Annotated in this window: 16 protein-coding genes and 1 tRNA gene; 9 read left to right on the plus strand and 8 right to left on the minus strand. The window is 70.2% G+C overall.

Features of this window, described 5'->3' with window-relative positions; genetic code table 11:
* Positions 1 to 6: 6 nt before the first annotated feature.
* From QSJ97_RS03855 to QSJ97_RS03865, 3 genes are read right to left on the minus strand one after another with little or no spacing between them, the layout of a single operon-like run.
* Complete coding sequence (locus tag QSJ97_RS03855) at positions 7 to 1,011, minus strand: dimethylarginine dimethylaminohydrolase family protein (RefSeq protein WP_285670240.1); 1,005 nt, start codon at positions 1,009 to 1,011, stop codon at positions 7 to 9.
* A gap of 32 nt (positions 1,012 to 1,043) precedes the next feature.
* Positions 1,044 to 1,784 (minus strand): SDR family NAD(P)-dependent oxidoreductase, encoded by a 741-nt coding sequence (locus tag QSJ97_RS03860; RefSeq protein WP_285670241.1) that lies wholly within the window; start codon positions 1,782 to 1,784, stop codon positions 1,044 to 1,046.
* A complete protein-coding gene (locus QSJ97_RS03865) occupies positions 1,781 to 2,452 on the minus strand; it encodes a TetR/AcrR family transcriptional regulator (protein WP_285670242.1) in 672 nt (223 codons plus the stop codon). Before QSJ97_RS03865 ends, QSJ97_RS03860 begins: the two co-directional genes overlap by 4 nt.
* 135 nt (positions 2,453 to 2,587) lie before the next feature.
* Between QSJ97_RS03865 and QSJ97_RS03870 the strand changes: the two genes are divergently transcribed.
* The 7 genes from QSJ97_RS03870 to QSJ97_RS03900 are packed head-to-tail and all read left to right on the plus strand — an operon-like array spanning position 2,588 to position 8,922.
* The gene (locus QSJ97_RS03870; protein WP_285670243.1) at positions 2,588 to 3,280 is read left to right on the plus strand and encodes a cysteine hydrolase family protein; all 693 of its coding nucleotides are present in this window, start codon (positions 2,588 to 2,590) and stop codon (positions 3,278 to 3,280) included.
* The gene (locus tag QSJ97_RS03875) at positions 3,277 to 4,041 is read left to right on the plus strand and encodes an MBL fold metallo-hydrolase (protein ID WP_285670244.1); all 765 of its coding nucleotides are present in this window, start codon (positions 3,277 to 3,279) and stop codon (positions 4,039 to 4,041) included. The genes QSJ97_RS03870 and QSJ97_RS03875 overlap by 4 nt, the downstream gene beginning before the upstream one ends.
* Before the next feature lie 49 nt (positions 4,042 to 4,090).
* The gene (locus QSJ97_RS03880) at positions 4,091 to 5,212 is read left to right on the plus strand and encodes an ABC transporter substrate-binding protein (protein WP_285670245.1); all 1,122 of its coding nucleotides are present in this window, start codon (positions 4,091 to 4,093) and stop codon (positions 5,210 to 5,212) included.
* 55 nt (positions 5,213 to 5,267) lie between these two features.
* Complete coding sequence (locus QSJ97_RS03885) at positions 5,268 to 6,095, plus strand: ABC transporter permease (protein WP_285670246.1); 828 nt, start codon at positions 5,268 to 5,270, stop codon at positions 6,093 to 6,095.
* A complete protein-coding gene (locus tag QSJ97_RS03890) occupies positions 6,095 to 6,895 on the plus strand; it encodes an ABC transporter permease (protein WP_285670247.1) in 801 nt (266 codons plus the stop codon). The genes QSJ97_RS03885 and QSJ97_RS03890 overlap by 1 nt, the downstream gene beginning before the upstream one ends.
* Positions 6,896 to 6,913: 18 nt before the next feature.
* Positions 6,914 to 7,825 (plus strand): polysaccharide deacetylase family protein, encoded by a 912-nt coding sequence (locus QSJ97_RS03895; RefSeq protein WP_285670248.1) that lies wholly within the window; start codon positions 6,914 to 6,916, stop codon positions 7,823 to 7,825.
* Positions 7,822 to 8,922 (plus strand): ABC transporter ATP-binding protein, encoded by a 1,101-nt coding sequence (locus QSJ97_RS03900; RefSeq protein ID WP_285670249.1) that lies wholly within the window; start codon positions 7,822 to 7,824, stop codon positions 8,920 to 8,922. The genes QSJ97_RS03895 and QSJ97_RS03900 overlap by 4 nt, the downstream gene beginning before the upstream one ends.
* A 197-nt stretch (positions 8,923 to 9,119) precedes the next feature.
* On the opposite strand, the gene QSJ97_RS03905 is transcribed toward QSJ97_RS03900, so the two are convergent.
* Positions 9,120 to 9,195: transfer RNA gene (locus tag QSJ97_RS03905), tRNA-Lys, on the minus strand.
* A 116-nt stretch (positions 9,196 to 9,311) separates the two neighbouring features.
* On the opposite strand from QSJ97_RS03905, the gene QSJ97_RS03910 reads away from it, so the two are divergent.
* Complete coding sequence (locus QSJ97_RS03910) at positions 9,312 to 10,730, plus strand: hypothetical protein (RefSeq protein ID WP_285670250.1); 1,419 nt, start codon at positions 9,312 to 9,314, stop codon at positions 10,728 to 10,730.
* Between the two features lie 124 nt (positions 10,731 to 10,854).
* Here the strand turns inward: QSJ97_RS03910 and QSJ97_RS03915 are convergent, their stop codons facing one another.
* Entirely contained in the window at positions 10,855 to 12,150 is a 1,296-nt protein-coding gene (locus QSJ97_RS03915; RefSeq protein WP_285670251.1) for an AI-2E family transporter, read from the minus strand.
* 176 nt (positions 12,151 to 12,326) lie between these two features.
* Here QSJ97_RS03915 and QSJ97_RS03920 point away from each other — a divergent pair, with 176 nt between their 5' ends.
* Positions 12,327 to 13,169 (plus strand): M15 family metallopeptidase, encoded by an 843-nt coding sequence (locus QSJ97_RS03920; RefSeq protein ID WP_285670252.1) that lies wholly within the window; start codon positions 12,327 to 12,329, stop codon positions 13,167 to 13,169.
* A gap of 90 nt (positions 13,170 to 13,259) precedes the next feature.
* Here the strand turns inward: QSJ97_RS03920 and QSJ97_RS03925 are convergent, their stop codons facing one another.
* From QSJ97_RS03925 to QSJ97_RS03935, 3 genes are read right to left on the minus strand one after another with little or no spacing between them, the layout of a single operon-like run.
* Entirely contained in the window at positions 13,260 to 14,615 is a 1,356-nt protein-coding gene (locus tag QSJ97_RS03925) for a serine/threonine-protein kinase (protein WP_285670253.1), read from the minus strand.
* Between the two features lie 22 nt (positions 14,616 to 14,637).
* Positions 14,638 to 15,516 (minus strand): c-type heme family protein, encoded by an 879-nt coding sequence (locus QSJ97_RS03930; RefSeq protein WP_285670255.1) that lies wholly within the window; start codon positions 15,514 to 15,516, stop codon positions 14,638 to 14,640.
* Between the two features lie 58 nt (positions 15,517 to 15,574).
* A complete protein-coding gene (locus QSJ97_RS03935; protein ID WP_285670256.1) occupies positions 15,575 to 16,693 on the minus strand; it encodes a peptidoglycan-binding protein in 1,119 nt (372 codons plus the stop codon).
* Between the last annotated feature and the right edge of the window lie 13 nt (positions 16,694 to 16,706).

A 16,706-nucleotide genomic window follows, 5' to 3' on the forward strand; every position in this document is an offset into this window, starting at 1 on the left:
CCCGGCTCAGGCCGCGTCGCGGATCAGCGGCGCGGTCGAGCAGTGGATGCCGCCGCCGCCGGAGCAGACCTGGTCGTAGGGCACCGTGATCACCGAGACCCCGTGGCGGTGCAGCGCCTCCATGGTGTGGTCCGACGCGCCCTCGGCCATGATCAGCCGCCCCGGCGCCACCGCCAGCGAGTTGATGATCCACGGGTTGTCGCTGTGATGCACCTCGATGGCATGGATGCCGCGGGCCTTCAGCTCCTCGAGGAACCAGAACGGCACGATGGCCGGGTTGAGCAGCGCGAGATCGGGGGCGACCATCAGGAAGGTGCCGTCGATATGCAGCCGGTAGCCGGTGAGCTCGACCCGGAGCAGCGAGACCCCCTGCGTGCGCAGCACCTCCTCGATCTGCCGCGCGCCCTCCTCGTTGACCCGCGAGGACATGCCGATCACCGCCGTGCGGTCGTCGATCCAGGCGAAGCTGCCGCCCTCGGCGATCGCGGTGCCGGTGAGCGTGCGCAGGATCGGGCAGCCCGCGGCGGCGAGCGTGCGGGTGGCCGGCAGTTCCTCGCCGCGGCGAATGCGCGGCCCCATGCGGGTGACGATCACGCCGCCATCCACCGCGATCGCGACATCGCGGGTGTAGACCGTCTTCATCCGCCCCTCGGCCGGGCGGTCGATGCAGATCACCTCGACCCCCTCGCCCATCAGCGCGGCCACCAGCGCGTCGTGCTGCGCCTGCATCGCGGCGAGGTCCGGCCCGGTGTTGCCGCGCCAGTACCAGCCCGCCTCGACATCGCCGAAGGCGCCGATCTCGAGCCGCCTGGCGGTATCGACCACCGCGAGCTCGTTGCCCGGGCGATGCACCAGCACCGAGCGCAGCCGGCCGGTATCGTTGCGGCAGCCCCATTCGCGGCCCCAGACCGCGCGCTGCTCCGCCGCCGTCTCGAAGGCCGGCTCGGGCGCCGACGGGAACAGCTTGATCAGCTGGTTGTAGCGCCATTCGTTCTCGGTCATCGTGGTCATGCTCGGAGCTCCCTGCTGCCGTGTCTGAGGTGTCAGATGCCGGTGATTGGATCGCCGCCGTTCGGGCAGAGCAGCTGCCCGGTCATGAAGTCGCCCGCAGGCCCGCAGAGGGTGAGGATCCAGGCGGCCATCTCCTCGGGGCTCGCGGCGCGGCCGACGAGATTGAGCGCCGCCTCCTCCGCCACCGCCTCCTCGCCATAGGCCAGCGTCATCGCGGTGCGGGTGACCCCTGGGGCGAGGGCGTTGACGCGGATGCCGTGCGGCGCGAACTCCCGCGCCCAGGCCTTGGCGACGCCGATCAGCGCCGCCTTCGCCGCGGCATAGTGCGAGGAGCGCTCGAAGCCGACCTGCCCGCGATTGGAGGCGATGTTGACGATGCGCCCCCAGCGCGCGGCCTTCATGCCGGCGATGCTGGCCCGGGTGGCGGCATAGGCGCCGCGCAGATGGGTGTCGAGCATCCGGTCATAGGCGGCGCGGTCGATCTCCTCGATCGGCGCGTTGTTGCCCGCGACGCCGGCATTGTTGACGAGGATGCCGACCTGCCGCGCGCCGATCCCGGCCGCCAGCGCCGCCTCGTCGGCGACGTCGCAGACCAGCGCCTCGGCCGCGCCGCCGGCGGCGCGGATCGCCGCCACCACCGCCGCCGCGCGGGGGCCGTCGATATCCTGCACGATCACCGCGGCGCCGGCCGCCGCCAGCGCCTCTGCCGTGGCGCGGCCGATGCCGCTGCCGGCGCCGGTGACGAGCGCCAGCCTGCCTGCCGGATCGGTCATGGGGAGGTCTCCTTGCTGTCGGGGCCGCCCGGGCTCCCGGGGCTGCCGGGGCTGTCGGGATAGGCGCCGCGGAACACGATCGCGAGCTGGCTGTTCACCCGGCGCTGCAGCTCGGTGATGGGGATGGTCTCGTCGGCGAGGTATTCCATCCAGTGGAAGGTGCCGATGCCGACGATCATGCTCGCCAGATCGCGGATCTCGATATCCGCGCGGATCCTGCCGGCCTCCTGGAAGCGCGAGAGCATCCTGAGATAGTGCCGGAACAGCAGCCGGTTGAGCCGGAGCGCGGTGCGGTGCGCCTCGCCGCCCGGCTCCTCGTAGAGCGTGCCGAAGATCACCCGCCAGCATTCCTTGGGCATCACCCGGGTGGACTGCGCGGCCAGCAGGTCCTCATAGGCGCAGACCGCGGCGAGCGGATCACCCGGCGGGTTGCGCAGCAGCGCCCGGCGCTCCGGCAGCGCCATCTTCGCATGGCGCACGGCGAGGCCGATGATGATGTTCCGCTTGGTGCTGAAGTAGTTGTAGACGGTGGCCGCGGACAGCCCCGCCGCCCTGGCGATCTCGGTGACATGGGTCTCGTGGTAGCCCTTGGCGCCGAACAGCTCGGCCGCGGCGTCGAGCACCCGCGCCGTCCGTTCCCGCTGCTGCCGGACCCGCAATCCGCTCATCGACCCGCATCTCTCCCCTGCCGCCGCCTGCGCTGCACTCAAGCCCCTGAAAATTTTATAGTCAACTTCAAAATTATACTTGACTACAAAGTTTTTGGTGAAACACTCGGGTGCAATGCAGCAACGGAGCCGCGGATGATCCGGATCGAGGCCAATCCCCACCCCTTTCCGCATGACGGGCTGAGCCGCGCGGCGACCGCGCTGGTGGTGGTGGACATGCAGCGCGACTTTCTCGAGCCGGAGGGCTATTTCGGCGCGCTCGGCTACGATCCCGCCGGCTGCCGCGCGGCGCTGCCCGGGGTGGCGGCGCTGCTGGCGGCGGCGCGCGCGGCCGGGCTCTTCGTGGTGCATTCCCGGCAGGGCTACCGGCCGGACCTGATGGATCTGCCCGCCCACAAGGCCTGGCGCACCGCGCATAACGGCGCGCCGATCGGCAGCCCGGGGCCGCTCGGCCGGCTCCTCGTGCGCGGCGAGCCGGGCTGGCAGATCGTGCCCGAGCTGGCCCCCGCCGAGGGCGAGGCGGTGGTGGACAAGAGCGCCAACGGCGCCTTCTTCGACACCGATCTCGACACGGTGCTCAGGGTGCACGGCATCCGCCACCTGATCGTCTGCGGCATCACCACCGATTGCTGCGTCCACTGCACCGTGCGCGAGGCGAACGACCGGGGCTATCACTGCCTGCTGGTCTCGGATGCCTGCGGCTCGGGCGATGCCAGGGCGCACGAGGCGGCGGTCTACATGATGACCGTCGAGGGCGGCGTGCTCGGCGCCACCGCCACGGTGGCCGAGGTGCGGGCGGCGCTGGCCGGCCTCGCGCTGTCGGCATGAGCGCGCTGCCCGTCGTCCCGCGCTGGTTCGCGCGCGCGCCGGCGGGCCCGGGGCTCGACCGCTATGCCGAGCCGCATGTGCATCGCTGGTTTCGCGCCAATATCTGGTATCTGCGGGGCACCGAGCTCGACCTGGTGATCGACCCCGGCATGGGGATCGCGCCGCTCCGCGCGGCGATGGCGGCGGAGGGCCAGTGGCTCGAGGACCGCCCGGTGCTCGCCATCGCCACCCATGGCCATATCGACCACATGGGCGGCATGCACGAATTCGCCGACCGCGCGATCCACGCGGCCGACGCGGCGGCGCTGGACGGCGACGAGGCGCAGCACCTCGCGCCCGCCTTCCGCGCCATGGAGGGCGCCGTCACCGCCCTGCCGGCGCCGGGCTGGCAGCTCTCCGCCTTCACCGCCAAGGCCGCGCCGGCGACCCGCCTGCTGGCCGAGGGCGACCGCATCGAGCTGGGCGACCGCGCGCTCACCGTGCTGCACCTGCCGGGGCACTCGCCGGGCTCCATCGGGCTCTTCGACGAGGCCGGGGGCACGCTCTTCTCGGGCGATGCGCTCTATGACGGCGAGCTTCTCGACGACCTGCCGCGTTCCGATCCCGCGATCTATCGCGAGACCATGGACCGGCTCGACCGGCTCGCGGCCCGCACCGTCCATGGCGGGCACGGGGCCAGCTTCGGGCGCGACCGGATGCGCGCACTCATCCGGGACTACCTCGACGGAAGACGACGGGCGGGATGTCCGGGAGGGCACTGACCGCGGCCGCAGGCGCTGCGGCATGGCCGACACAACAGGGAGACTGACAATGGCATCCAGATTCACCGACGACCTGATCGACATCGCCCGGCGCGAGCTTGCGCGCGGGCGGATGGACCGGCGCGACTTCGTGCGCCTCTGCCTCGGCGCCGGCATCGCCCCCGCCGTGGCCGGCAGCGGCATCCTGACCGCCTCCGAGGCCGCCGCGGCAGCGCAGGAGATCGTGCTCTGCAACTTCGGCGGCGATGCGGTGCGCGCCATGGGCGAGGCCTGGGGCGAGCCCTTCACCGCCGATACCGGCGTGCCGGTGGTGGTCGATGGCGGCGTGCCGCTGGCCGGCAAGATCAAGGCGATGGTCGAGTCGGGCAACGTGGTGTGGGATGTCTGCGACGGCGACGGCTTCCTCTGCGACCAGCTCGGCAAGCAGGGGCTGCTCGACGAGGTGGACTATGCCATCGTCGACAAGGCCAAGCTGCCGCAGGGCTGGGCCTATGACCACGGCATCGCCAACTACACCTACAGCTTCGTGCTCGCCTACGACACCAGCCTGTTCCCGGACAGGGCGCCGACGCTGAAGGACTTCTTCGACACCGAGACCTATCCGGGCTTCCGCACCATGTGGAAATACCAGATGGGCGCGATGGAGGCCTGCCTGCTCGGCGACGGGGTGCCACCGGAGGAGCTCTACCCCGCCGATATCGACCGGGCCATCGCCAAGGCGCGCTCGCTCGGCGACAACGTGATCTACTGGGAGAGCGGCGCCTCGAGCCAGGAGATGATGATGTCCGGCGAGGCGGTGATGGGCATCATCTGGAACACCCGCGCCAGCGTGCTCGAGCGCGACACCGGCGGGCGCGTGAGCTGGACCTGGGACGAGGGGCTCTACTGCCACTCCTCCTTCGTGATGCCGAAGGGGCACAAGGCCGATCCGGCGGCGACCAACCGCTTCCTCGACTCGGTGCTCGACCCGGCCCGCCAGATCCGGCTGCTCGAGCTGCTCGGCAACGGGCCGACCAACCCGGCCGCCGCCGCGATGCTGCCGGAGGAACTGGTGCGCCTCGACCCCGGCCATCCGAGCAACGTCGCCCGCCAGGTGACGCGCAGCGAGACCTGGTACGAGGAGCACTACGACGAGGCGGTCGAGCGCTGGCTCGACGGTATCTCCGGCTGAACCCGCGGCCGGCCCCCCGCGGGCCGGCCCTCCCCCACCCCCGGCGGCGGATGCGATGACCCGACCCTATCTCCTCTTCGTCCTGCCGGCGGTGGCGCTCGTGGGGCTGATGTTCCTGCTGCCGCTCGGCTGGCTGGCGGCGCTTTCCTTCGGCCTGCCGGAGAGCTTCGGCCTCGAGCACTACGAGGCGATCGTCACCTCGCCCGGCATCCGCTCGATGCTCTGGACGACGCTGCGCCTCGTCACCATCACCACCCTGGTCTCGCTGGTGCTCGGCTATCTGGTGGCCTTCGCGATGGCGCATCTCGGCGAGACCCAGCGGCTGATGCTGACGCTCTTCGTGCTGGTGCCGTTCTGGCTCTCGGTGCTGGCGCGGGCGCTGGCCTGGCTGATCCTGCTGCGCCACAACGGGCTGCTCAACGAGGCGCTGACCGGCGCCGGGCTGGTCGAGCGCCCGCTGCAGCTGGTGCGCAACGAGCTCGGCGTGATCATCGGCATGGTGCATTTCCTCATTCCCTACGCGGTGTTCCCGCTCTTCGCGGCGATGACCACGGTGGACCGGCGCCTGGTGATGGCGGCGCGCAGCGTCGGCGCCCGGCCCTGGCGCGCCTTCACCGATGTCTACGTGCCGGTGACGCTGCCGGCGATCTTCGGCGCCGGGGTGCTGGTCTTCATCTTCGGGCTCGGCTTCTACGTGACGCCGGCGATCCTCGGCGGCGGGCGCGTGGTGATGCTCTCGGAATACATCTCCGTCTCGGTGCTGCAGACGCTGCGCTGGGCGCAGGCCGGGGCGCTCTCCATGGTGCTGCTGCTCTCGGTGATCGCGCTGGTCTGGCTGGTGGCGCGGGCCATCGGCTTCCGCCGTCTCGCGGGGGTGGGCTGATGGATCTCTCCGACCGCGCCCGCCGCCGGATCGCTCTCGCCGCCTGGGTGGTGGTGCTGTTCCTGCTGCTGCCGGGCTTCGTGACGCTGCCCGTCGCGCTCAACGACAGCCGCTTCATGCAGCTGCCGCAGGGCAGCCTCAGCCTGCGCCATTTCGAGGCGCTGCTGACCGACAGCGGCTGGCACCAGAGCTTTCTCGACAGCTTCACCATCGCGCTCGCGGCGATGGCCATCGCCTGCGCCTTCGGCACCTTCTGCGCGCTCGGGGTCTGGCGCCTCGGCGGGCGCATCGCCGCGGTGGTGCTGGTGATCGCGATGACGCCGATGATCCTGCCGCCGGTGGTCTCGGCGCTGGCGATGTACCGTGTCTGGGTGCAGCTCGACCTCTACGACAGCTGGGCCGGCGTGGTGATCGCCCATGCCATCATCGCGCTGCCCTATGTGGTGACCACCGTCAGCACCTCGCTGGCGCTGCTCGACGCGCGGCTCGAGCAGGCCGCCCGCAGCCTCGGCGCCACCCCCTGGCGGGCGGCGATCGACGTGCTGCTGCCGAACATCCGCGGCGGCGTGATCTCGGGGGCGGTCTTCGCCTTCATCATCTCCTGGGACGAGATCGTGGTGACGCTCTTCATCTCCACCCGCGCGGTCTACACCCTGCCGCGGCGGATGTGGGACGGCATCCGCGAGAACGTCGACCCCACCGTCGCCGCGGTCGCCGTGGTGCTGATGGCGATCACCATCCTCGGCGTCGCCATCGTCATGATCCACTCCCGGCTGCGCCGCGCGCGGCCGAAAGGCTGAACCGGAGGTTTTCGCCCGATGTCCCTCGACCTGCTCGACAATCCCCCGCCCTGGCCGGGCGGCGCGCGCTGCGCGGTGGCGCTCACCTTCGACATGGATGCCGAGAGCCTCGTGCATCTGCGCCACGGGGCGGCGGCGCCGGGGATGATCGGCGCCTCGAGCGCGCTGCGCTATGGCCCGCGCATCGCGGTGCCGCGGCTGGCGCGCATCGCCCGGGCCTATGACGTGCCGCTCACGGTCTACATCCCCGGCTGGTGCGTCGAGACCTATCCCGACACCGTGCGCCTCCTGGCCGGCGAGGGGCACGAGATCGGCCATCACGGCTGGCTGCACGAGCGGCCCAACACGCTCTCCCCGGCGGACGAGGCCACCGTGCTGCTGCGCGGCATCGAGGCCATAGAGCAGGCCACCGGCGCCCGCCCGCGCGGCTACCGCGCGCCGGCCTATGCGATGTCGGCCGAGACCGGGCGGCTGCTGGTCGCCGAGGGCTTCGCCTATGACGCCTCGCTGCTCGGCGACGACGTGCCCTACATGCTCGACTGCGCCGGCGGGTCGCTGGTCGAGCTGCCGTCGGACTACGCGCTCGACGACTGGCCGCAATACGTCCATATGGGCGAGTTCTCCATGGCCATGCCGATCCGCGCGCCGGAGCGGGCGATGGAGGTGTTCCGCGCCGAGTTCGACGCCGCGCATCGCCATGGCGGGCTCTGGGTCAGCGTCTTCCATCCCTTCGTCTCCGGGCGGCTGGCGCGGGCCGAGGCGCTCTGCGGGCTGATCGAGCACATGCAGGCGGCCGGCGACGTGTGGTTCGCCACCATGGCCGAGATCGCCGGGCATGTCGCCGGGCTGGTGGAGCGCGGCGAGTGGACCCCGCGGCGCGAGGCCCTGCCCTTCTGGTCGGCCCCCGTCGAGCCGCTGGTGACGCCGTGAGCGGGGCGAGCGGCGGCGCGCTCAGCCTGCGCGGCGTGACCAAGGATTTCGGCCGCACCCGCGCGGTCGAGGACGTGACCCTCGAGATCGCGCAGGGCGAGTTCGTCAGCCTGCTCGGCCCGTCGGGCTCCGGCAAGTCCACCATCCTGATGGCGATCGCCGGTTTCGTCGCGCCGGAGCGCGGCGAGATCCTGCTCGACGGCCGCCCGATCCTCGGCCTGCCGCCGGAGCAGCGCGCCTTCGGCGTGGTGTTCCAGGGCTATGCGCTGTTCCCGCACATGACCGTGGCCGGCAATGTCGAATACCCGCTGAAGCTGCGCGGCATCCCGCGGGCCGAGCGGCGCGAGCGGCTGGCGAAGGCGCTCGACCAGGTGCGCCTCGGGCCGCTGGCCGGGCGCTATCCGCGCCAGCTCTCCGGCGGGCAGCAGCAGCGCGTGGCGCTGGCGCGGGCGCTGGTCTTCGAGCCGCCGGTGATCCTGCTCGACGAGCCGCTCTCGGCGCTCGACAAGAAGCTGCGGGTCGATCTCCAGATCGAGCTCAAGGCGCTGCACGAGCGGCTCGGCACCACCTTCGTCAACGTCACCCACGACCAGGAGGAGGCGATGAACATGTCCGACCGCATCGTCATCCTCAACGAGGGGCGGATCCTGCAGAGCGGCGCGCCGGAGGCGCTCTACAACGCCCCCGCCTCGCGGTTCGTTGCGGACTTTCTCGGCCGTGCGAACTTTCTCTCCGGCGAACTTTCCCCCCTCGCGGACGGCCTCGCGCGCCTCACCCGCGGCGGGGCGGCGGTGACCGTGCGCGCCGGCGCCGGCAGCCTGCTGGCGCTCCGGCCGGAGCGGATCTCGGTCAGGGCCGGCGGCGCGGCGGACCGGCCCGCCGGAGACGGCCCCGCCACCAACCGCCTTGCCGGCCGGGTCGCCTCGGCGGTCTTCAACGGCGCGCAGGTGCTCTACCGGGTGGAGACGGATTTCGGCGAGATCCTTGCCATCGAGCCCTCCTTCCGCGCCGAGGGACATCTCGCCCGCGGCGATGCGGCGGAGCTTTCCTGGCCGGTGGAGGCGGGCGTGCTGCTCCCCGAGGAGCCGGCGCCCTGAGCCCGGCGCCGGGCGCGGCAGCCGGAATCACCCGGCCGCCATGCGCCAGTCGCGCGCCAGTCTCCGATCGACAGACAGGCGATTCATCGGCAGCGATGCCGATGATCTCGTCATCAGGCACAGATTCGGCACGCGCCAAGAGAGAAAACGGCGCCTTTTGAAAGCGCCGTTTTCTCTCTCGGATCGAGATCGTGAGGTGGTGAGCCCGACAGGGTTCGAACCTGTGACCCACTGATTAAAAGTCAGTTGCTCTACCAGCTGAGCTACGGGCCCCACGGAGAGGGGATTTAGATCCTGCGCCGGGGGCCGTCAAGTGGCGATCTCGCCCGGTACCGCTCGAAGTCGAATTCGGCTAGACCGATAGCCGTGTGGCAGCGAAGGAGAACAGCATGGAAGCGGAGCTCGCCCAGGATCCGTCGCTTCTCGAACATGTCGAGGGCATCTCCACCACCGTCTGGGTCGCCATGGGGCTGCTCGCCGCGGCGATCCTCTGGCTGCTCAAATGGGCGGTCACGGTGCTCTTCGTGCAGGGCAAGGGCGTCAGCCTCGTCACCATCCCGTTCAGCCGGGTGGCGGGCAAGATCCTCGAGGACCGCTTCGTCCAGAAGCTGGCCGACACCAAGACCCTGCCGAAGCTGCACGTGCCGGCGTCGTGGCAGGAGTTCAACCGCTTCAACGGCTATGTCGCGCACCGGATGCAGACCTATCGCGAACTGATTCACCTGGTGCAGACCAAGTTCAACGGCCCCTCCGCGGTCTGCCTGCGGATCGCCGTGCGCTATTTCGAGCAGGAGTTCGTCGAGACCTTCCGCACCGCCGAACGCGGCTTCCGCGAGCTCGACCGGCTCGACGACAAGGTTCGCGCCACGCATCGCTCGATCCATGACGAGCTCAAGACCAACACCGACCCGCTGGAGCGCGAGCGCATCGCCGCCGAGAAGGATCACGAGATGATCCGCATCCGGCGCAAGCACGCGATCGCGGCGCAGCCGGTCTCGCTCTGGCTGCGGCGGCGGCTCGGGCAGTTCCTCGGCTCGCTGGTGGCGCCGGTGGTCAACCTGGCCTGGTCGAGCCTCGGCGCGCGCGAGCTCAAGCGCGAGAAGCGCAAGCTGCGCGCCCGGCTCTACGAGCTGCGCACCGCAATCGCCGAGGAGCACCGCCGGATCTTCTCCGAGCACGAGGCCGAGGTGGCCGGCGTCTGCCTCGAGCTGATCGAGCACGACCGGATGTTCCTCAGCCATCTCTACCACCGCTTCGGCCTCGAGGTGGAAAGCCTCAAGTTCACCGTCGCCTCCGGCCGGGTGCTGGAGCTGGTCGCCGCCGACAACGAGGCCGGGGCGCGGGCGCGGCGCGAGCTCGGCCTCGACGGCAGCGGCTGCGGCGAGACGCTGATCTGCGATGCCGAGGCGCTGCGCGAGCAGGTGCGGCTCGACCCCGAGCTGCAGACCTATGTCGGGCTCGGGCCGGAGGCGGTGCTGGAGGGCACCTTCGAGGCCTATCTGCGCATCAAGCTGCTGCTCGGCACGATCACCCTGCCCGGCTATTCGCCGCACTGGATCGCGCATCTGCCGCCGCCGGGAGAGTTTGGCCGGGCGCAGCTCGAGTACCAGCACTTCGCGCACCAGCTCGGCTGGCTGAAGCGGCCGCTGCCCGGCATGGAGGTGCATACCAACGGCCTGGTGAGCCTCGGGGAACTGCCGGAGGGCGAGCCGGCGACGGCCCCGGAGATCGGCCCCGGAAGCGACCCCGGGACCGGCCCGGAGGCTGGCCCTGAGACCGGCCCTGCGCAGATCGCCCCGGCCGGCTGAACCGGGCGCCTGACCCGGCGGCCTCGCCGGGCTGCTTCACCGGGCCAGGGCGAGCCGCGGCGGGAGCAGCCGCGCAGGCAGCGCGGCACCCCTCCGAACAGCACGGCCCCAATCCGGCGCCGCGCTATTCCGCCGCGCCGGTCTCGCTGGCGGCGGGCTCGGCCTCGCCCCCGGCCAGCCGCCGCTCGGCATCCTCCTCGGCGAGCCGGAGCGCCGCCTGGAAGACGAGCGAGATCAGGATCCCCCAGATCATCCCGAAGAAGCCCGCGCCGACGGCCCAGATCAGCACCGTGGCGATGATCTGCATCTTCGTCATGCCGAGCTTCTTGCCGACGATCTCGGGGGTGTAGTTGTAGGCCTCGAGCAGCCCCATGGTCTTGGCCACCGCCATCAGCACCGCGACCCGGATCAGCACGTCGAACCCGGTGCCGAGGCTGATCACGTCGTAGCCGAACCAGCCGAGGCCGGCCTGGATGTTCGTCGCCATCAGCAGGAAGGCCACCGCCATGCCGCCGAAGCCGCCGATCTTGGGAATCGCCGTGACGAAGCCCAGCACCACCGCCATGAAGAGGATCGCGCCGAGGCTGAGCCCGAGCGGCAGCACCAGCATGGCCAGCGCGTAGAGCACGGTGAGCGTCGCCGCCACCTCGAGATAGCCGATCATGAAGAGGCTGACACCGGTCTGGTAGAGCTCGCCGAAGCGCAGCACGTTGGCGCGCAGGCGCGGCGCGGCCAGCCCGCGGGAGATCACCCCGCGATGCATCTTCACCTCCTTCTCCCAGCCCGCCAGGATGGTGCCGACGATGATCGCCGCGATCACCAGCTTGACCCAGTCGCCCAGCAGCGTGCCGACCACCTTGAGCACGCTGCCGAAGACCGATTTCAGCACGCCCTTGATGTCCTGCACCGCATCGCCGGCGACCTGGCCCAGCAGGTTCGAGACCCCGGTCCAGCCCTTGCCGCGGTCGACATCGACCTCGGGCACGTATTCGGGAAGCTGCTCGTGGGCGAAGTCCATCAGCCGGCCGAGCTCGGCGAGGATCGCCGGCAGCTGGGTCTCGAGCTGCTCGTAGAAGATCTGCCCCTGCGCCTGCAGCACGAAGACCAGCACCGGAAGCACCAGGACGGTGAGCGCCATCAGCCCCCAGGACAGGATCTTGACCACCCAGGCCTCGGACCTGATCGCCAGCCGGTATTGTCGCTGATAGGTCTTGCCGCGCCACTTGAAGGCGAAATCCACCGTCCGCCCCTCGACGATGCCGTCGACATGGGGCCGCAGCCCGACCGAGAAGACGACGATCCCGACCACATAGGCCAGGCCCTTGTAGGCAAGCAGCGCCGGCAGCGCCACGAAGGCGATGGCATAGAGCCAGAGGGCGAAGCCCCCCGGGCTCGGCAACCGGTCGACGAGACGATCCATGGCACTCCCTCTCGTGTATGGCTGGAGACGTCGGATGCGGTTCCTGCCTCGTGGTGTCGCCGATCAATTGGCGAAAGTCGAGCCCCGAATGCCGCAGGGTCGGCTCGGCAGGGACGCTGGGATTCCCGTTTCGCTGTGGTATGCTCGGGCGAAGAATTTGACGGAAGGGCGCGTCGGTGAAGGTAAATATCGGACTTGTGATACTGGCGCTGGCAGTACTCGCGGCGCCGGTGGTCTGGCATCTCGCGGAGGCCGAGTTCGGCGGCGACGACCGGGTCGCCGAGCTCGAGGGCCAGATCACGGCGCTCCGCCAGCAGGTCAACGACAGCACCTTCCGGCTCGACGCGATGGAGGACACGGTGCGCAACCTCGAGGCGCGCTCCGCCGCCGAGGTGCTCTCGCGCGCCTATCCCACCGACCAGGCCGGCCCGATCTCCGAGGAGGAGCCGCAGGACGAGGAAGGCGGCTACAAGGAAAACTTCGCGCAGGTGGTGCTGGTCGCCGACCGGCGCAGCTTCAACCGCCAGCTGACCCATGCGACGCCGAATTTCCTCAAGGAATTCCTCGGCCTGCCGCGGGAGGAGCTCTCCGACAACTGCGAGGAGATGACCAACGAGACGCTGAAGGAGATGCTCGAGCTCGCCGATGTCGGCCCGATCAAGGTGCGCATGCTGCGCCCGGCCATCGTCTCGCTGCAGCAGATCTTCAAGAACGTGCAGGTCTACGAGCCCGAGCTCTATGCCCGGATCAAGTCCTCCGGCTCGCTCTGCGTGCGCCGCATCCGCGGCTCGGAGGACCGCGCCTCGGCCCATGCCTACGGGCTCGCGGTGGATCTCAACATCGACGGCCAGCTCGACACGCTGGGCGACGGCAAGACCCAGCTCGGCCTGGTGCTGCTCTCGGAGATCTTCAACCGCGAGGGCTGGATCTGGGGCGCCGGCTTCGGCCGCGAGGATTCGATGCATTTCGAGGTGAGCCGCGAGCTGCTCGAGCGCTGGCGCCGCCGCGGCGACATCTGAGCCTCCCCCTCCCCCGCATGGCGCGGAACCGGCCTAGCAGGTGGCTGCCATCTTCCCGGCGCCCCCGCTCCCGGGGCGCCCACCGGCGGCTCAGCTGCCGGTGCCGAGATGCTTGCGCAGGAAGGCGGTGCGGTGCGCCTGGTCGGGGATCGCATCGGCGAGGATGCGGTAGAAGCTCTCCAGGCTGTCGGCCTTGGTCGAAGCCTTCTGCACCAGCACCCGCGCCACCGGGCCGAGATGGCTGGCCAGCGAGTTCTGCGTCTGGGTCAGCGTGTCCGGGTCGATCGCCACGCGCTGGCCCGAGCTCGAGGTGAGGCTGGTCGAGAGCTGCATCGCGGTGTCGGAGATCGCGGTGTCGGTGGCCGAGCGGCGGAAACGGTCCGCCGCCTTCGGGTCGCCCAGCTCGTCGGCCAGGATCGTGTAGAGCTGCGAGACCGAGTTTGCCCTGCGCGCCGCCTTCTTCACCATGACCTTTGCGATCGGCCCGACGAAGCGCGCGAGGCGCCGCTCGGCGGTCTCCAGCACCTTGTCGTCGAAACCGGCGACCGGGCGCGGCGCCACCTGACTCGGCTGCGGCGCGGCCGGGGCGATGATCGTCGCCGCCTCGGTATTCCCCGCCCCCATCTGCAGCGCATGGGCGAACTCGGTGGCGCTCGGGAAGCGCTCCTCCGGCGCCTTGGCGAGGCCGCGCCAGATCGCCCGCTCGATGCCCGCCGGCACCGAGGGGTTGATCGCGGTGATCGGCGGCGGCATCTCGTTGAGCACCCGGTACATGATCTCGGCGCTGTTGTTGCCCTGGAACGGCCGCTTGCCGGCGAGCATCTCGTAGGCGACGATGGCGGCGCTGAAGAGATCCGAGCGCTGATCGACATTCGAGGCCATGAACTGCTCGGGGCTCATGTAGGACGGCGTGCCGACCACCGAGCCATGCGCGGTCATGGTCGAGCTCTCGACCCGGGCGATGCCGAAATCGGTGACCTTCACGGTGCCGGCATCGAGCAGCAGGATGTTGCCCGGCTTGATGTCGCGATGCACGATGCCCTGGGCATGCGCGGCCTCGAGCGCCGCGAGAATCTGGCTGGCGATGTAGAGTGCCGACTTCACGTCGAAGGGCCGCTGCGAGATCAGGAAATCCGAGAGCGGCCGGCTCGCGCAATACTCCATCGCGATATACGGCACCCCGGCATCCTCGCCGAAATCGTAGATCGTGACGACGTTCTGGTGGATGCAGCGCGCCGCGGTGCGCACCTCGCGGGCGAAGCGCTCGCGCCAGGACTGGGCGTCCTGGTCCTCGAGCAGCTCGCGCCGGATGGTCTTGATCGCGACATCGCGCTCGATCGCGGTGTCATGCGCCTTGTAGACGACGCCCATGGCCCCCGTGCCGAGGACCGCATCGATCCGGTACTTCCCGATGAACGCCGGGATCTGCTGGGGCGATGCGGTCATACGCTCGAGGGCCTCCGTTCCCTCACTCGATCATGCGAAGCGCGTTCTCGAGACTACGGCGCATCCGGTTAAAGGATTCCGTCAGCGAGGCGATCTCTCCGCCGCCGCGCGGTTCCATCTCCGGCGCATCCAGGTTGCCGAGGCTGATCTCGTTCGCCAGGTCCGACAGGCGCGAGATCGGCCGCACGACAACGATGCCGAGAAGCGTATTGATGATCAGTAGCATGACAAAGAAGACCACGGCCAGAGAGATCATCACGATTCCAAAGGTTTCCTTGGCCCTTTCGAGCGGCACCGACATCGGCACCGAGACCACCTGCGCGCCGATGATCTCGTTCAGTTCCCAGCCGAAACCGTTTGATTCGCCATATTGCGCGATCATCGAGGCCGGGGCGGCATCCGGTGTCGAGTGGCAGATCAGGCAGGCCTCGTTCTTGATCTGGATCGGATGAGCCAGCACCAGCATCTGGCCGGTTGCCGCAGTGCGCTCGACCACCATCTCCTTGCGGCTCGGATCCTCGCGGAAGGCGCGGATGATGTCCTCTTCCCAGGCATTGGCGCGATCCGACGGGTTGGTCGGGTTGAGCGCCGCCTCCTTGTAGGAATACTCGCGGTACGCCTCGTCGCTGTCACTCACCAGGCGAAAGTTCTCCTGCGCCGCATAGGACGGCACGGTGTGCGGCAGGAAGCGCTCGGCCGAGACGGTCTGCAGCAGCGGCCGGATCTGGTCGGCGGTGTAGGAGCGCATCGCCAGCGCGCTCTCGCGCATCACGCGGGCCTTGGCCAGCACCTCGTCGCGGGCATTGTTGGCAAGGAAACTCCAGAGGAAATAGCCGAGCACCGCATAGCCCACGCCGAGCGCGAGCAGCAGCACCAGATTAAACTTCAGCCGAAGGCTCATGATCTCTCTCCCGAATCATCCGGTGGACTGCTGTTACCACCCGTCTTTCACGCGCATCTTACAGGCCGGCGATATCGAACAACACCTCTCTCTGCGCGTGATCGAGATAGCCGGTCGCCTCGAAGCCGCGCAGGCGCTGGAAGGTGCGGATCGCCGCCCGCGAGCCCGGGCCGAAGACGCCGTCGATGCCGTACTGGTAGAGACCGAGGGAGCGGAGCGCGAGCTGGATGCGCTGACGCTCGGAGAAGCTGAGCTGTGCGTCGAACTCGAGTGCCGAGAGTGCCGCCGTCTCCGGCACCGCGGGAGCCTCGGGCTGGGCCGTCTCCGGGGTCTCGGTGCCGGTCGGCGCCGGCACGAAGGTGGTGACCGGGCCGGTGGGCTCGGGCGTCTGCGGCTCCGCGGTCTCCGGCGGCTCGGGGGTCTGCGGCGCGGGCGGCTCGGGCGCCGCGGCGGCGGGGACCACCAGCGGCCGGTTCGCATCGGCGCCGAGGCCGACGAAGATCGTCCGCCCCAGCCGCACATCCGCCGACCGGGCGAAGCGCGCGGTGAGCAGCCCGAGATCCTCCTGCGGATCGGCCAGTGCCTCGGCAAAGGCCTCGGCGATCGCCTCCGCGCCCTCGCCGTCGCCCAGTATCGTGCCGGCCCGCGCGCCGAGCAGGATCGCCTCGGTCGGCTTCGGCGCCGGCACCGCGAGGCCGGGGTCGAGATCCGGCAGCCCCTCGAGCATCGGCTCGGGATAGGCGCCGTCGAGCACCACCAGCTGCAGCCGCCCGCCGGCCTTGGCCAGCGCATTGGTCACGCTGTCGAGGTCGAGCCCCTGGGTCACGAAATCGAAGGGCCGGCGCGGCCGCGCGTTCTTGGCGAGGATGAAGTTCCGCCCGCGCATCTGGCGCGCATAGCCGGAGAAGTAGAACACCGCCGCGCCGTCCGGGTCCTGCTCCTTGCCGAGCGCCAGCAGCGCCGCGATCATGCCGCCGGTGGTGGCGTTGCGCATCCGCTCGACCCGGAAGCCCGCGGCCTCCAGCGCGCCGGCGACGATCTCGCCGCTGCTGCCATGCTCGAGGTCGGTGAGGTCGCGGTAGTCGCTGTTGATGACCACGATGGCGACATTGTCGGCAGCCGCCGTGCCGGGCAGCGCCAGCCCGGCGGCCAGCGCCAGGGCCGCGCCGGCCAGCACCGCGCGCCAGCGT

Origin of the sequence: Paralimibaculum aggregatum (genome assembly GCF_030270585.1) — a bacterium.
Taxonomy (GTDB): Bacteria; Pseudomonadota; Alphaproteobacteria; order Rhodobacterales; family Rhodobacteraceae; genus Thermohalobaculum; species Thermohalobaculum aggregatum.

Coding starts and splice junctions, on each gene's coding strand:
- QSJ97_RS03855 (WP_285670240.1), bottom strand. CDS start 1,011: ATGACCACGATGACCGAGAACGAATGGCGCTACAACCAGCTGATCAAG.
- QSJ97_RS03860 (WP_285670241.1), bottom strand. CDS start 1,784: ATGACCGATCCGGCAGGCAGGCTGGCGCTCGTCACCGGCGCCGGCAGC.
- QSJ97_RS03865 (WP_285670242.1), bottom strand. CDS start 2,452: ATGAGCGGATTGCGGGTCCGGCAGCAGCGGGAACGGACGGCGCGGGTG.
- QSJ97_RS03870 (WP_285670243.1), top strand. CDS start 2,588: ATGATCCGGATCGAGGCCAATCCCCACCCCTTTCCGCATGACGGGCTG.
- QSJ97_RS03875 (WP_285670244.1), top strand. CDS start 3,277: ATGAGCGCGCTGCCCGTCGTCCCGCGCTGGTTCGCGCGCGCGCCGGCG.
- QSJ97_RS03880 (WP_285670245.1), top strand. CDS start 4,091: ATGGCATCCAGATTCACCGACGACCTGATCGACATCGCCCGGCGCGAG.
- QSJ97_RS03885 (WP_285670246.1), top strand. CDS start 5,268: ATGACCCGACCCTATCTCCTCTTCGTCCTGCCGGCGGTGGCGCTCGTG.
- QSJ97_RS03890 (WP_285670247.1), top strand. CDS start 6,095: ATGGATCTCTCCGACCGCGCCCGCCGCCGGATCGCTCTCGCCGCCTGG.
- QSJ97_RS03895 (WP_285670248.1), top strand. CDS start 6,914: ATGTCCCTCGACCTGCTCGACAATCCCCCGCCCTGGCCGGGCGGCGCG.
- QSJ97_RS03910 (WP_285670250.1), top strand. CDS start 9,312: ATGGAAGCGGAGCTCGCCCAGGATCCGTCGCTTCTCGAACATGTCGAG.
- QSJ97_RS03915 (WP_285670251.1), bottom strand. CDS start 12,150: ATGGATCGTCTCGTCGACCGGTTGCCGAGCCCGGGGGGCTTCGCCCTC.
- QSJ97_RS03925 (WP_285670253.1), bottom strand. CDS start 14,615: ATGACCGCATCGCCCCAGCAGATCCCGGCGTTCATCGGGAAGTACCGG.
- QSJ97_RS03930 (WP_285670255.1), bottom strand. CDS start 15,516: ATGAGCCTTCGGCTGAAGTTTAATCTGGTGCTGCTGCTCGCGCTCGGC.